We start from the raw sequence: 15241 nt of genomic DNA, 5'->3' as shown, positions 1-15241 counted from the left end.
GGAGACGACCAATTGTCGAGGCGACGGGGAGGCGTGACTGGCGGCGACGCCGGCGATCGGTGCTGGTGACATGTCCAGCGCGAAATTACCGCCGGCTCCAGCCACTTGCGATCACCCTTCTGATGACGCTGGTGCCCAAGGGGGGCAGGGCTGTTCAACGCTAACATCTTTGTGATCGGCTTTGATGCGTCGCGGGCAAAAAGGGCGATTCCCTCCGGGAGATTTGTCTGAATCTATGCAGGGCAACCAATCATGAGGGTTGCACCGTTGCCCGGCACATTGCTGTCATTGTTTTCGCAGATCCCCGATCCACGCCGTGGCCAGGGGCAGATGTATCCCCAGGCGCCGATCCTGCTGTTCACGGTGCTGGCGATGCTGGCCGGGGCGGTTTCGTATCGTCAGGTCCACGCCTTCATCCGCATCCATCTTGTCCGCCTGAACGGCGTGTTCGGGGTCTCGGTGCGAAAGGCCCCAGCCTACTCGACGGTGCGGTTCATCCTTCGCGGTCTCGACGGGGCGGAGGTCGAAAGGGTGTTCCGCCAGCATGCGGCCGGCCTGCCGACGCCCCCGGCCCAAGAGCCGGACGACGCCATGCCGGACGACGTCATGCCGGCGTGCGTGGCCATTGACGGCAAGACGCTGCGCGGCAGCTTCGACGCCTTCAACGATCGCAAAGCGGCGCATCTGCTGAGTGCTTTCGCCAGCGATGGTCAGATCATCCTCGGCCATCTGGCGATCGATGAGAAGAGCAACGAAATCCCCGCCGCCCAGGACTTGATCGCCACGCTGGGCCTGACCGGGCGCATGTTCACTCTCGACGCCATGCATGCCCAAAAAAACCTTCGCCGTAGCCCTGGCCACGGGTAACCATCTGCTGGTTCAACTCAAGGAGAACCAGCCCAATCTGGATGACGAGATTCGCGCCATCGTCGACAGCCGCACTCCCAGCGACACGGCCTCCTCACGCGACACAGTGCGATCCCGGCAGGAGGATCGAACCGTGGACGTCTTTCCCGTCGGCAAGGCCCTCGTCGACAGCGAATGGCAGCCCTTCGTCAAGACCATCATCCGCGTCACCCGCCAAACTTGGCTCCGCAGTGCCGCCACGGGCATGTGGCAGCCGCGCGGCGAGGTCTCATACTATATCTCCTCCGAACAGGGTCTCCCCGCCAAGACTTGGGCCGCCATCATCCGAGGCCACTGGGGCATCGAGAACCGCAACCACTATGTCCGCGACGTGTCCTGCGACGAGGACCGCAGCCGTATCCGCGACAACCCCGGCATCATGGCCAGAGCCCGCAGCTTCGCCCTCAACATCCTGCGTCACAACGGCACGAAAAACGTCGCTCAAGCCCTCTGGAACGGCGCTCTCTCCCTCGATCTCATCCTCGCTTACAAGGCTCTGTAATCAGCGTTGAACAGCCCTGCCAAGGGGGGTATGCTCTCTATGTCTTCAATGGTCCGCAAGACCGAATAGTGATCGATCCTTTCGGAGTAACGTCCTGATTTTATTCCAGATCCGTAGAATACCGTGAATATATGATTCTCTGTACGGTAGTCGTCTTCATCGAAAGTCACTATCAACAGGCTGTTGTTTTTCTTCGACCATGCGGCATAACCACCAAGTTGAGTTTTCAACCAGGTGTCAGCCGTCTCTATTGTGCCGTCATGCATGTCATTTTCGAGATTGGGGATCACGAAACTGACGGATGGCAGCTTCGCGTAGTCGCGAGGGAGGTGGGCAAGAGACTTCTCAAATCCCTTCGCGTCGGCAAACGATTCCCAGGGATTATGTTTTCGCGGCGATCCGGCTTCGACGTAGCCCGTAAATGTCTTGCCGTGAGCCCGAAGACGAGCGGCCAGGTTCGGCGCGGCAAAGCCGTGCATGCCGTCGTCATGGACGCCTTGTGTCAAGCCGCTGAACAGCGCGAAGTAATTGGGTTGGCTGGGGTGAGCAACTCCGTAGGATCGATCGAACAGCGCGCCACCTCTCGCCAACTTATGCAAATAGGGAGCAGCTCGTCCCGCCAGGGAAATCTGCTCAAAGGTGTGGTTCTCCATGATCACGACAACGACGTGATCATATTTCGGCGGCTTCCTTGACGATGCTACGGCCTGGGGCGCCCCACTCAGCGCCATGCCAGCTACCAGGACAGCCGGCATGGAGAACCGTCGAACGACCGTGCGCCAACTTTGCACAACCACGAAAGCTCCTCCTCCCGCCTGCTCGGCAAGATCAACCTGACTGCAAGTCAGGCATGGCAGTCAAGGGCATGGCCGAATGCGGAGCCGGTCTGGGATCTGCTGCCGCCGACGTTGCAAGCGGTGATGTCGATCGGATATCGTCCGTCCTTCAACCGCTTGGAAGGCAGTGCCATGCATCTCACCTCGCTCCTGATCTTCGCCGCCGCGCTGTTCGTTGCGGCCGGCTCGCCCGGCCCATCGATCGCGGCACTGGTCGCGCGCGTCATCTCCAAGGGTTTTCGCGACGTGTTTCCGTTCCTGCTCGCCATGTGGATCGGCGAGGGCATCTGGCTGTCGCTGGCCGTGTTCGGACTGGCCGTGGTGGCGCAGACTTTTCACTTTGCCTTTGTTGTCGTGAAATGGGTGGGTGTCGCCTATCTCGCTTACCTTGCCTGGAAGATGTGGACGGCGCCTGTCGATGCCAAAGAAGGCGAGATGCCGCGCGAGGATTCGGCGATAAAACTGTTCTTCGCCGGCATGGCTGTCACGCTCGGCAACCCCAAGATCATGATGTTCTATCTGGCACTGCTGCCGACCATCATCGACCTCGCTTCGGTCAGCATCGTCGGCTGGATCGAACTGACGGCGACCATGGCGGTGGTGCTGATCGCCATCGATGTCGCCTGGGTGCTCGCCGCCTCGCAGGCGCGCAAGCTCTTGAAAAGCAAGCGCGCCATGAAGATCGCCAACCGCATCAGCGCCACGACAATGGCCGGTGCCGCGGCGGCGATCGCGGCACGATCCTGAGGCGAGGCGTCAGCCCATCATATTGATGATCGGTGCGATCTCGACGTTGCAGTTTGGCATGGCCAGCATCGGGCAGCCCTTGGCCTTCTCGGCGGCATCGTTGATATCCCTGGCCTCGATGATGGAGTAGCCGCCGGTCGGGTTGCTGCCGCCGTTGTTTTCTATCTTGCCGCCGGGCAGGACGGTCTTCGACGTGCCGACCGGATTGCCTGGATCGACAACAGCCGTGCCAAGCTTTCCAAACCAGCCTGTCCAGGCGTCGGTCATCGCCTTTCGCTCGGCTTCGCTCGCCGGCATCTTGCCGGAGCCATGATAGACGTAAAGAAACTTCGCCATGTTCTCCTCCCTTGATGAGCGGCATCGAACCGGCATGCGGTCATGCCGCCTGCCGATCATCGGACCAAACCGGCAAACAAGCAACGAGAATGCGTGGTCGCTAATATACGGCGCGATGGGCCATTGGATGCGAACCCTACCGCGCCATGGCGTGGTATTCGTCGTTCGGGCGCATATCGATTGCCGCCGCCACCCGGTTCGACATGTTGAAGAAGGCCGCGGTCGAGGCGATGTCCCAGATGTCGCGGTCGCTGAAGCCTGCCGTGCGGAGCGCGGCCCGGTCGGCCTCGATAATCTTGGCCGGCTCTTCGGTCAGCTTGACGGCGAATTCGAGCATTGCTGTCTGTTTCGGGGACAGATCGGCGGCGCGGAAATTCATCACCATCATCTCGCCGAGCGCCGGATCGCCGGACAGCTGGCGCACCGCCGCGCCATGGGCGGTCAGGCAGTAGTAGCAATGGTTGATCGAGGAGACGGCGACCGCGATCATCTCGCGCTCCAGCTTCGACAGACCTGACTCACCCAGCATCAGGTCGTTGTACATGTCGGTGAAGGCGCGCAGCTTCTTGTCGTCGAAGGCGTAGGCCTTGAGCACGTTGGGAACCAGGCCGAGCTTCTCCTCGCATTTGGCGAAATAGGTTTTCGTCGCCTCGCTCAACTCTCCCGAGGCCAGATCGAGTGCGGTGATTTTGCCGGTCATGGGTCGTTTCTCCTCTTTGGGCGGTGGCCTGCCGCCGAATTCGGATAATTCTTGGCAAGCCGTCAAACCTTTGTCGCCAAACAGCGGTCATCTGCTACGATAGTCGTAAAAGCATTCGACGGGAGGGAATAGCGTCATGGCCAGCGTGAAATCCGCAGCGAAGCCGAAGAAAAAAGCCACATCAGCGGCAAAGACCGAGGAAAAGCCATCAAGGCTTGCCGATTACCTGCTCGCCCGCGCGCCGGCCGAAGACATTGCCGCCTATGACGTGTCCGCCCTCGAACGCGCCGCCGACCTCGCCGGCCAGGCGGTGGCCGGCCACAAGAAGGGTGAGTGCGTCGTTGCCGTGGAGACCGATTCGGGCGTCGTTCGCGAAGGTCGGCCGGTGACGGTCATCACCGTCGTCAACGACAACATGCCGTTCCTGTTCGATTCCATCCTCGGCGAGATCACCGAGACATCAGGCGAACCGACGCTCGTCACCCATCCGGTCATCACCGTGCGCCACGGCAAACGCGGTGTCGAGGAAATCCTCGGCGACGGCAATTTCGCCAAGGACGACGGCAATCATGACCGGCTGAGCGTCATCCACGTCCATATACCGCGGCTGACAGCGGAGGCGGCGAACGGCTTGACCGAGCGGCTGCGCAAGATGCTCGGCCAGGTGCACGCCGCCGTCAACGATTGGAAGCCGATGCTGGCTCGCCTCGACCAGGCGATCTCGGAATTCCGCTATTCGGCGGTGCCGCTCGACAAGAAGAGCGTCGCCGAGGCGATCGCTTTCCTGGAGTGGCTGCGCGACGACAATTTCACCTTCCTTGGCATGCGCGAGTTCAAATACTCAGGCGGCGAGGAAAGCGGCAATCTGGAGCGCGCCGACAAGCCCGGCCTCGGCATTCTTTCTGACCCCGACGTGCTGGTGCTGCGGCGCGGCACCGAAGCGGTGACGACGACGCCCGAGATTCGCGCCTTCCTGCATGGACCGGAGCCGCTGATCGTCACCAAGGCTAACGCCAAGTCGCTGGTGCATCGTCGGATCTACCTCGATTACATCGGCGTCAAGACCTACACCGCCAAAGGCGCGCTCGCCGGCGAGTTGCGCATTGTCGGCCTGTTCACATCGACCGCTTACACGCGCTCGGTGATGAAGATCCCGTATCTGCGGTCAAAGGCCGAAACCATCATCGCCAAGTCCGGCTTCGATCGCCACGACCACTCCGGCAAGGCGCTGATCAACGTGCTGGAAAGCTATCCGCGCGACGAACTGTTCCAGGTGCCGGTGCCGATCCTGCGCAAGCACGCCGCTGCCATTCTCGGCCTGATCGAGCGGCCGCGTGTGCGGGCGCTGGTGCGCGCCGACCAGTTCGATCGCTTCGTCTCGATCCTCGTCTTCGTGCCGCGCGACCGCTACGACAGCGTCGTACGCGAGAAGGTCGGCGCTTATCTCAAGACCGTGTTCGAGGGCCGGCTGTCGGCCTACTATCCGGCCTTCCCCGAAGGCGGGCTGGCGCGCGTGCATTTCATCATCGGCCGCTCCGGCGGCAAGACGCCGAAGGTAGAGCAGGCGACGATCGAGGCGGCGATCCGCGACATCGTGCGCACCTGGGAGGACGCCCTTTCCGACGCGGCGGATGCCGATGGCGGCGACCAGGCGTTGAAGGCCATCGCCGCAAGGCTGCCGGAAAGCTACCGCGATTCGTTCAGCGCCGCGGTAGCGCTGGTCGATGCCGGGCGCATCGCTGGGATCAGCGCCGACAATCCGATCGCCATCGACTATTACCGCCACGCCGAGCAGAAGCCGCATCAGGCGGCGCTGAAGATCTATCACCATGGCAGCCCGGTGGCGCTGTCGCGGCGCGTGCCGGTGCTGGAAAACATCGGCTTCCGCGTCATCAGCGAGCGCACCTTCGAGGTCGGCGACGACCAGTCCGGCATGGTCTTCATCCACGACATGGAGCTGGAGAACAGCTACGGCAAGCCGATCGACCTTACCGATGGCGGCGCGCTGTTCGAGGATGCGTTCCTGTCGGTGTGGCGCGGCGATGTCGACAATGACGGCTACAACGGGCTGGCCCAGACCGCCGGCCTGTGGTCCGGCGAAATCACCATCCTGCGCGCCTATGGCCGCTATCTGCAGCAGGTAGGCATTCCGCAAAGCCAGGATTTCATCGCTGCGGCACTCAACCGCTATCCCGAGATCGCTCGCGGCCTGCACGCGCTGTTCATCGCCCGGCTCGGGCCGACGGCCGAGACGGAAGGCGTGGTGGCGGCAAAGCACCTCAAGGCCAAGATCAAGGACGCGCTGGAAGATGTGCCCAACATCGATGACGACACCATCATCCGCCGCTACCTCAATCTGATCGAAGCCTCGCTGCGCACCAATCATTTCGTTGCCGATACGAAGCAGAAAGGCCAGTCGCTGGCGATCAAGCTCGAATCGCAGGCGGTCGAGGGTCTGCCGGCGCCACGGCCGTGGCGCGAGATCTTCGTCTACGGTTCCGAGGTCGAGGGCCTGCATCTGCGCTTCGGCCCGGTGGCGCGCGGCGGCCTGCGCTGGTCGGACCGCGCCCAGGACTACCGCACCGAGGTGCTCGGCCTGGTCAAGGCGCAACAGGTCAAGAACGCCGTTATCGTGCCGGTCGGCGCCAAGGGCGGCTTCTTCCCCAAGCGCCTGCCGACGGGCGGCAGCCGCGACGCGATCTTCGAGGCAGGCACCTCGGCCTACAAGAATTTCGTCTCCAGCCTTTTGTCGATCACCGACAATATCGGCCTGGACGGGGTTATTCCGCCAGCTGGCGTTGTCAGGCGCGACCAGGACGATCCCTATTTCGTCGTCGCCGCCGACAAGGGCACGGCGACCTTCTCCGACACCGCCAACGCCATCTCGGAGAAGCATGGCTTCTGGCTCGACGACGCCTTCGCCAGCGGCGGCTCCGCCGGCTACGACCACAAGAAGATGGGCATCACTGCCAAGGGTGCCTGGGAAGCGGTCAAGCGTCACTTCCGCGAGATCAACCGCGACATCCAGACCTCGCCCTTCACCGTCGTCGGTGTCGGCGACATGTCGGGCGACGTGTTCGGCAACGGCATGCTGTTGTCGCCGCAGACAAGGCTGATCGCCGCCTTCGATCATCGCGACATCTTCATCGATCCAGATCCTGACATGGCGGCCTCGATGGCCGAACGCGAGCGCATGTTCGCTTTGCCACGTTCGAGCTGGCAGGACTACGACAAGTCGAAGCTGTCGGAAGGCGGCGTCATCGTCTCGCGCAGCCAGAAGTCGATTACCTTGCCGCCGGCGGCAGCGGCGGCGATTGGCCTGGCGAAGACCACCGCCACGCCGGCCGAGATCATGACCGCCATCCTCAAGGCGCCGGTCGATCTTCTGTGGTTCGGCGGCATCGGCACTTACTTGAGGGCCTCCACCGAAACCAATGCCGAGGTCGGCGACCGCGCCAATGATGCCATCCGCATCACCGCGCTCGACGTGCGCGCCAAGGTGATCGGCGAGGGCGCCAATCTCGGCGTCACGCAACGGGCGCGCATCGAGTTCGGCATGAATGGCGGGCGGTGCAATTCCGACGCCATCGACAATTCCGGCGGCGTCAACTGCTCCGACGTCGAGGTCAACATCAAGATCGCTTTGGCGTCGGCCATGCGCAAGGGATCGCTGACGCGCCCGGCCCGCAACAAGCTGCTGGCGGAGATGACCGACGAGGTCGGCGGGCTGGTCCTGTCGAACAACGATCAGCAGACGCTGGCACTTTCGATCGCCCGCAAGCGCGGCCTTGCCGACATTGCACATCAAAGCCGTTTCATGACGGCTTTGGAAGCGCGCGGCCTGCTCGACCGTGTGGTCGAGACGCTGCCGTCACCGGCCGCACTCGCCGAACGCGAGGCGCGCGGCGAGCCGCTGACCCGAGCCGAGCTCGGCGTGTTGCTCGCTTATGCCAAGATCGTGCTGTTTTCCGACATCGTCGCCAGCGACGTGCCTGACGATGCGCATTTCGACCGCGACCTGATGGGCTATTTCCCCGACCGGATGGCGAAGAAATACGCCGCTGAGATCCATGGCCACCGGCTGCGCCGCGAAATCATCGCCCGCGTCGTCGCCAACGATCTGGTCAATCGCGGTGGTCCGTCCTTCGTCAACCGGCTGCAGGAAGCCACGGGACGCACCGCCGCCGATGTGGTGCGCACCTTCGCCGTGGTGCGCGACGGCTTTGCGCTGCCGGCGCTCTATCGCGAGATCGACGCGCTCGACAATCAGATCGACGGCCAGGTGCAGCTCGATCTCTATCAGATGGTCAGCCGGCTGATCTATGTGACCAGCGGCTGGTATCTGAAGAACGATGCCGGCACGGCACCCCTCGGCCAGCGCATCGCCGAGTTGCAGGAGGCGCGCAAGGCGCTGGAGCCGAAGCTCGTTTCGCTGCTGCCGGCCTTCTCGCGCGAGCGGATCGAGGAGAAGCGGCACGGGCTGTTCAAGGCCGGCGCACCGGAGCGGCTGGCCGAGCAACTGGCGCTGAGCGAGGTGGCGGAACTGATCCCAGACATCGCGCTGACCGCGCGGATGGCAAATGCCGACATCGTCGCCGCGGCCAAGGCGTTCTTCGCCGTCAGCGATGCCTTCCGTATCCCGCGCGTCGAGGACGCGGCGCGCTCGATCACGCCGTCGGACTATTATGATCAGCTCGCTTTGTCGCGCGCCACCGACACGATTGGTGCTGCACGGCGCGGCATTGCGGTGGCGGCCCTCACTGGCCATGCCAAGACGGCCGATCCGGTGGCGGCCTGGCTGGAAGCCGGCGGCGAACGGGTGGCACGTATCCGCGAGCGGCTGCAGGCGCTGACCGAAGGCGGCGACATCACCGTGTCGCGGCTGTCGGTGGCGTCCGGGCTGATGAGCGATCTGACGGGGATGTAGAGACAGGATGTCATTGGGCAAGCTTTGGGGCGAGCGGTCAGTTGGGCATTCCTTGCGGCCGCTCGGCCTTGAGATGACCCCCCGGCCATGAGCGAAGACATCTACGACCCACAATTCGTCAAAGGTGTCTTCGACCGCTGCTCCGGCCAGTACATCACGTTCAGCTGGATATGTTCATTCGGCTTTACCGAGCGCTGGCGCCGACAATGCGTCGAGTTGATGCCCGAGCCGCCTGCTCCGGAGCCGAAGGGCTACGACCTGATGGCCGGCACCGGCGAGGTCTGGCCGCACCTACTCAAACGCTTTCCCGGCATAGGGGCGATAACAGCCGTCGATATCTCATCGGGCATGCATCACCGCGCCATGGAGCGACTGCACGCGCATCGCGCCCACAAGATCGCCTTCATCGAGGACGACGTTCTGGCCAGCGACCTGCCGAAAGAAAGCGCCGATTTCATCATTTCCACGTTCGGACTGAAGACCTTCAATGGGGAGCAGCATGCGAAGCTCGCAAAGCTGGTCGCGCACTGCCTCAAGCCCGGCGGCGTCTTCTGCATGATCGAGGCATCCGACCCTCGGGGATGGTGGCTGAGGCCGCTCTATCTCTTCCATCTGAAGGTCATGCTGCCACTGGTCGAAAGAACGCTGCTCAGGGGGGCGCAGGATTTCGCGAGGATCGGCACGTATTCGACGAATTTCGGCGACGCCTCGGCTTTTGCCGAAATACTGAAAGGCCAGGGGCTGGACGTCGCGTTTAAACGCTTCTTCTTCGGCTGCGCTACAGCGGTTGCGGGCAGGAAGCCGGCCGCATTTGCGCCGTCATAAAAAAAATGCAGACATGGCGCCCGATACGGGCGCGGCCGGGGGAATCATCATGGCGGTAGAGACAGTGCAGCGTGCGTCCGGGCGCGGCATCTGGGGATGGATGTTCTTCGACTGGGCAGCGCAGCCGTTCTTCACGGTCGTCACCACCTTCATCTTCGGCCCCTATTTCGTTTCGCGCATGGCTGGCGATCCCAACACCGGCCAGGCGGTCTGGGGCTATGGTATCGCCGCGGCCGGGCTGGTCATTGCCGTGCTGTCACCGATCCTCGGCTCGATCGCCGATCAGACCGGGCCGCGCAAGCCGTGGATCGCCTTCTTCGCGGCGATCAAGATCACCAGTCTCGCTCTGCTCTGGTTTGCCGCACCCGGCTCGAACCTGTTCCTGATTGTGGCTTTGTTCTCGCTGGCTTCGGTGGCGGCGGAATTCTCCACCGTGTTCAACGATTCGATGATGCCGCGGCTGGTGCCGAAGAGCGAGATCGGCCGCATCTCCAACACGGCCTGGGGGCTCGGCTATCTCGGCGGGATGATCGCGCTGATCTTTGTCGTCACCTGCCTCGCCGGCTCGCCGGAGACCGGCAAGACGATCATCGGCATCACCCCGCTGTTCGGGCTCGACCCGCATCTGGGGGAAGATGCGCGCGCCACCGGGCCGCTGTCGGCCGGCTGGTATTTCCTGTTCATCCTGCCGATGTTCTTCTTCACTCCCGATGCGATCAAGGGCATTCCGATCGGGCCGGCGGTGCGCGAGGGCCTGTCGGAGCTGAAATCCACGCTGGCCGAGGTGCGCAAGCGCGGCGGCATCTTCCGCTTCCTCGTCGCCCGCATGATCTACCAGGACGGCGTCAATGCGCTGCTGGCGCTCGGCGGCACTTTCGCGGCCGGCATGTTCCACTGGTCGATCACCGAGATCGGCATGTTCGGCATCATCCTCAATATCGTCGCCATCTTCGGCTGCTGGATCGCGGCCCGCCTCGACACCGCGCTCGGCTCCAAGGCGGTGGTGATGATCGCGCTGGTCATGCTGTCCATCGCCACCATCGGCGTCATCTCGACCGGCCCAGGCTTCACGCTGCTCGGCCTGATCCAGCTCTCGACCACCGATTCCGGCGGCCTGTTCGGCACGGCGGCCGAGAAGGCCTACATCCTATACGGCCTGCTGATCGGCCTCGCTTTCGGCCCGGTGCAGGCGTCGTCGCGCTCCTACATGGCACGCAGTGTCACGGCGGCGGAATCCGGCCGCTATTTCGGCATCTACGCGCTGGCCGGCCGGGCAACCAGTTTTCTGGCGCCGTTCCTGGTGGCGACGATCACCGCGCTCAGCGATTCGGCACGGCTCGGCATGGCGGTGATCATCCTGTTCCTGGCGATAGGCATGGCGATTTTGGTCAAGACGCCATATCCGGCGGATCAGCCGGTGGAATAGTAGCGCCTCCACCTTCCCCCTTGTGGGGGAAGGTGGATCGGCGCGTAGCGCCGAGACGGATGAGGGGTGCGTGACGGAATGAGGCGGTGGCGATTTTGACCTTATCGCCAAGCTGGAACACCCCTCATCCGACCTCGCTTCGCGAGGCCACCTTCTCCCACAAGGGGAGAAGGAAGAGGGCGCGCTCAGTGCCGGAAATGTCTCACGCCCGTAAACACCATGGCGATGCCGTGCTCATCAGCCGCCGCGATGACGTCCTTGTCGTTCATCGAGCCGCCCGGCTGGATCACGGCGGTGGCGCCGGCTGCGACCGCGGCAAGCAGGCCGTCGGCAAAGGGGAAGAAGGCATCGGAGGCGACGACCGAGCCCTTGGTCAGTGGCTCAGCCATGCCTGCTGCTTCCGCGGCATCAAGCGCCTTGCGGGCGGCGATGCGTGAGGAATCGACGCGGCTCATCTGGCCGGCGCCGATGCCGACGGTGGCGCCGTCTTTTGCGTAGACGATGGCGTTTGACTTGACGTGCTTGGCGACGCGGAAGGCGAATTTGAGATCGGCCATCTCGGTCGGCGTGGGCGCGCGTTTGGTCACCACTTTCAGGTCGAGATCGTCGACCACGGCGTTGTCCCTACCCTGGACGAGCATCCCGCCGGCAACGGACTTGACCGTCGTGCCCGCCGAACGGGGGTCGGGCAGGCCGCCGGTGACCAGCAGGCGCAGGTTCTTCTTCGCGGCCACGATGGCGCGGGCTTCGTCGGTCGCATCGGGCGCGATGATGACCTCGGTGAAGGTCTTCACGATTTCTTGCGCCGCTTCCGCGTCGAGGGTGCGGTTTAAGGCGACAATCCCGCCGAAGGCCGAGACCGGGTCGCAGGCGAGCGCCTTGGCATAGGCTGCTTTCAGCGAGGCGCCCTCGGCTACACCGCAGGGGTTGGCGTGCTTGATGATGGCGACGGCGGCGGAGCGGGCAGGATCGAACTCGCCAGTCAGTTCGAAGGCGGCGTCGGTGTCGTTGATGTTGTTGTAGGACAGCTGTTTGCCCTGCAACTGCCGCGCGGTGGCGACGCCCGGCCGCTTGTCGCCATTGACGTAGAAGCCGGCGCTCTGGTGCGGATTTTCGCCATAACGCATCACTTCGGTCAGCCTGCCGCCGAAGGCGCGCCAGGTCGGATGCTCTATCTCCAGCGCCTCGGCGAACCAGCCGGAAATCGCGGCGTCATAGCTGGCGGTGCGGGCAAAGGCCTTGGCGGCCAGCTTCTTGCGGAAATCCAGCGACAGCGAGCCGATGTTCATTTCCAGCGCGTTCAGCACCGAGGCGTAGTCACCGGGATCGGTGACGATCGCAACATAGGCGTGGTTCTTGGCCGAGGCGCGGATCATCGCCGGGCCGCCAATGTCGATGTTCTCGACGATCGATGCGTAATCAGCACCGGAGCGGCGGACTTCCTCGAACGGATAAAGATTGGAAACGAGGAGATCGATCGGCTCGATGCCATATTTGCGCATGGCCGCGGCATGTTCGGGGTCGTCGCGCACGCCAAGCAGCGCGCCGTGCACGGAAGGATGCAGCGTCTTGACGCGGCCATCCATGATTTCGGGAAAGCCGGTGAGCTCGGAGACGTCGCGTACCGCCAGGCCTGCCTCGGCGATCGCCTTGGCGGTGCCGCCGGTCGAGACCAGCTCGACACCGGCCGCGGCCAATGCCCTGGCGAAGTCGATGAGGCCGGTCTTGTCGAACACCGAAAGCAAGGCACGGCGTACGGGAACGAGATCCGGTGCGGGAATGTTCTTGGCGGCGACGGCCATGGGCTGGCGGCCTTTCACGGCTGGAGGGGCAAGCCCGCGCCGTAGCACATGACATCAGGAAATCAAGCGTCGTGCGCCATTCGGCGGTTTGATATGCAATTTGCCGGCCTCGGATGTAGGCTGATCTCCTCGCGATGGAGGAACACCGATGGCATTTGTCCGCATTGGCCAGTTCACGGCGTTACCGGATACGACGGAGCGGTTGCGGGCGATCTACGAAACCGAGGCGATCCCTGCTATCCGCGCCGCAACCGGCAACATCAGCGCCGTGCTGTTGCAGCAGCACCAGGCGCGCGACGCGTTCATGGCAATCACCGTATGGAGCACCGTCGAGGATGCGGAGCGCTATGACCGCAGCGGTCAGGCGGCGGCGATGGCCGACAAGATCCGCTTCGCCTTCGCCGGTCCGCCGATGCTCAGCACCTATGACGCCTTCGGTCTCCCGCAGCAGCATTGAGCGAGCCGGCCGCCTTCGCGCGGCAAATCAGTTGTTTTCCGGGTAGCCGGCAATGCTGGTGCGCGTCAGCTGCCAGTGGACTTCAGACACGTCGGACGCCTTGAAGGCAAGCACGATCTGCCGGCTTCGGCGCGGTCCGCCAAGACCGGCGAAATAGATCGATTCCTCGACCTCGGGCACCACTTCGCTTGCCGTGAACACCCAGCTGTCGGCCTGGTCGGCGGTCAGCACCAGGCGATCGTGTTCGTCCTGCAAAAGGTTGATGTCGGGATGGACATGGAAGCGCACGGTGATGAAGTCACGGCCATTGTTGCGGATCGCGGCATTGCCGGGGCGCTGGAACCGGTCCCTGCCGGCCAGCACATTGCCATTCGTCGACAGCTTCAGCTCACGCTCATGCAGGAAGCCGAAACGCGGGACATAGCCGTCATGACGGGCAATGAAGCCCTGGACGCCCTTCTGGTCGATGCGCTTGCACTGCACATTCTGCGGACCGCCGATCAGCGGCGAACCGAGCAGGTCGTTGACGCGTAGCGAATGGCTGAAGCGCGCCGACGAGGTGTCGTTGATGGTGGCGGTCGAGTGTGCGGCGGTGGCGCGGGCCAGCGGCCGGAACTCGGCGGCGCCATAGGTGTCGATGCCGGCATTGACGATGTAGTGCTGGCGGCCCGACGACAGTTCGAAGGCGAGGCAGCCGGCATGTGCGGCGTTGGACACGTCGACCGGCGGCGGCAGGCCGGTGTCGGCAATGACGGTGACGCCGCCCATCGACAGCCGCTCATAGCCCGAATGCGGCGCGTGCAGCAGCGGCGCGCCGGCGGTGTCGTCATGGCGCAATATGGTGGCGATGCGGTCATGGATGGTGGCGCCCATGCCGTTGAAACGGGCGAGGCTGCCATCCTGGTGGCGGAAGAAGCGCAGCGCGGGCAGCATGCGGTCGATGGCGCCGATCAGCGCCTGCGGCGGGGTTTCCGCCTGGTTGGCGTAGGTCTGGCGCAGTGGCAAAAGGTCGGCGAGGATTTCCAGCACCGACATCGGATTGCGTGAGATATGGCCGCCATCGGCGAGGATCTGGCGGTTGAGTTCCTCGGCGAGGTTGCGGGTGGCGCCGCGTAGCGCCGAAGCCGGCGCCGGCAGGGACAGCGCCGCGAAGGCGAGCGCGATGCGGGCACGCAGCCGGTCCTTGCCGTCGGGCATTTCGCGCGCCATCGACCTGAGATAGCGGATCTGGACGGCCAGCGACTTCAGGAAGGCGCGGTAGAAGGGGAACTCGGCGCCCTGCAGCACGACGGAGGAATGCTGCAACCAGGCGATGATGCGCTTGGCCGTCGTGCCGGGCTCCCAGGCAATGCCGGCAATGTTGTTGCCATGCATGGCGATCCAGTCGGACACCAGGGCACGTGCATTGGCGGCAGCAAGTTCGGTGCCGGCGGCGCGCATGTGGCGCAGCCAGCGAAAACCATGCAGCGTCTTTTGCCAGCCATGGTTGGGCACGTTGATCTGGAAAGGCGACTTGCCACCGGTCTCGACCAGATGCCCCGACAGGGGATAGCGGCCGTAATAGATCTCAAGCGCGATCTGCGGGTCGGCCAGCCGCAGGTCCGGTGGCGCGATCAGGACGCGTTCTGGCGTGCGGCCGGAATAGCGCCAGCGATAGACCGGCCCGGCACGCAGGCGCCGGCGCGTCTTGCGCCAGAACTCCTTCGCGACCAGCGTCCACAGACGCGTCGTGTTGCCGGCAGCAAGTGCCAAAAGCCCTCCTGGTCGTCCTCTACCC

13 protein-coding genes are annotated in these 15241 nt (G+C 63.8%); 7 read left to right on the top strand and 6 right to left on the bottom strand.

The features are described 5' to 3' along the window. The first annotated feature begins 252 nt into the window (after positions 1-252). Positions 253-867 carry an ISAs1 family transposase gene (locus HB778_RS42780; protein ID WP_183456831.1) on the top strand — a complete coding sequence of 205 codons (615 nt, stop codon included), beginning with the start codon at positions 253-255 and terminating at the stop codon, positions 865-867. After that, a complete protein-coding gene (locus tag HB778_RS42775; RefSeq protein WP_183455035.1) occupies positions 827-1408 on the top strand; it encodes an ISAs1 family transposase in 582 nt (193 codons plus the stop codon). Before HB778_RS42780 ends, HB778_RS42775 begins: the two co-directional genes overlap by 41 nt. On the opposite strand, the gene HB778_RS12455 is transcribed toward HB778_RS42775, so the two are convergent. Then, positions 1393-2205, bottom strand: a complete 813-nt coding sequence (locus tag HB778_RS12455) for an alkaline phosphatase family protein (protein ID WP_244661896.1) — start codon at positions 2203-2205, stop codon at positions 1393-1395. The genes HB778_RS42775 and HB778_RS12455 overlap by 16 nt on opposite strands. 47 nt (positions 2206-2252) lie before the next feature. Beyond that, positions 2253-2378, bottom strand: coding sequence for a hypothetical protein (locus HB778_RS42770; protein WP_280515960.1), 126 nt, complete (start codon positions 2376-2378; stop codon positions 2253-2255). Between HB778_RS42770 and HB778_RS12450 the strand changes: the two genes are divergently transcribed. After that, a complete protein-coding gene (locus HB778_RS12450; RefSeq protein WP_183464174.1) occupies positions 2377-2991 on the top strand; it encodes a LysE family translocator in 615 nt (204 codons plus the stop codon). The two genes, HB778_RS42770 and HB778_RS12450, sit on opposite strands and share 2 nt — an antisense overlap. Positions 2992-3000: 9 nt before the next feature. Here the strand turns inward: HB778_RS12450 and HB778_RS12445 are convergent, their stop codons facing one another. Both HB778_RS12445 and HB778_RS12440 read right to left on the bottom strand, forming a co-directional pair. Then, positions 3001-3327 (bottom strand): hypothetical protein, encoded by a 327-nt coding sequence (locus HB778_RS12445; RefSeq protein WP_183464173.1) that lies wholly within the window; start codon positions 3325-3327, stop codon positions 3001-3003. Positions 3328-3463: 136 nt separating this feature from the next. Next, on the bottom strand, positions 3464-4027 hold the full coding sequence (locus tag HB778_RS12440) for a peroxidase-related enzyme (protein ID WP_183464172.1): 564 nt from the start codon (positions 4025-4027) through the stop codon (positions 3464-3466). A 136-nt stretch (positions 4028-4163) separates the two neighbouring features. On the opposite strand from HB778_RS12440, the gene HB778_RS12435 reads away from it, so the two are divergent. The 3 genes from HB778_RS12435 (at position 4164) to HB778_RS12425 (ending at position 11205) form a co-directional block, all read left to right on the top strand. Next, positions 4164-8954 carry an NAD-glutamate dehydrogenase gene (locus HB778_RS12435; RefSeq protein ID WP_183464171.1) on the top strand — a complete coding sequence of 1597 codons (4791 nt, stop codon included), beginning with the start codon at positions 4164-4166 and terminating at the stop codon, positions 8952-8954. Positions 8955-9041: 87 nt separating this feature from the next. Further along, positions 9042-9779 carry a class I SAM-dependent methyltransferase gene (locus HB778_RS12430; RefSeq protein ID WP_183464170.1) on the top strand — a complete coding sequence of 246 codons (738 nt, stop codon included), beginning with the start codon at positions 9042-9044 and terminating at the stop codon, positions 9777-9779. A 49-nt stretch (positions 9780-9828) separates the two neighbouring features. Next, positions 9829-11205: an MFS transporter gene (locus HB778_RS12425; RefSeq protein ID WP_183464169.1), complete on the top strand. Its 1377-nt coding sequence runs from the start codon at positions 9829-9831 to the stop codon at positions 11203-11205. 185 nt (positions 11206-11390) lie between these two features. Here HB778_RS12425 and purH read toward each other — a convergent pair whose 3' ends face one another. Then, complete coding sequence (gene purH, locus HB778_RS12420; RefSeq protein WP_183464168.1) at positions 11391-13007, bottom strand: bifunctional phosphoribosylaminoimidazolecarboxamide formyltransferase/IMP cyclohydrolase; 1617 nt, start codon at positions 13005-13007, stop codon at positions 11391-11393. A gap of 148 nt (positions 13008-13155) precedes the next feature. On the opposite strand from purH, the gene HB778_RS12415 reads away from it, so the two are divergent. After that, positions 13156-13464, top strand: a complete 309-nt coding sequence (locus tag HB778_RS12415; RefSeq protein ID WP_183464167.1) for a putative quinol monooxygenase — start codon at positions 13156-13158, stop codon at positions 13462-13464. Positions 13465-13491: 27 nt separating this feature from the next. Here HB778_RS12415 and HB778_RS12410 read toward each other — a convergent pair whose 3' ends face one another. Further along, positions 13492-15216: a heparinase II/III family protein gene (locus HB778_RS12410; RefSeq protein WP_095204309.1), complete on the bottom strand. Its 1725-nt coding sequence runs from the start codon at positions 15214-15216 to the stop codon at positions 13492-13494. Between the last annotated feature and the right edge of the window lie 25 nt (positions 15217-15241).

The sequence above is a fragment of the Mesorhizobium huakuii genome, from assembly GCF_014189455.1.
GTDB lineage: Bacteria > Pseudomonadota > Alphaproteobacteria > Rhizobiales > Rhizobiaceae > Mesorhizobium > Mesorhizobium huakuii_A.
Note: the sequence above shows the minus strand (reverse complement) of the source record. Positions and strands in the feature narration are given on the sequence as shown.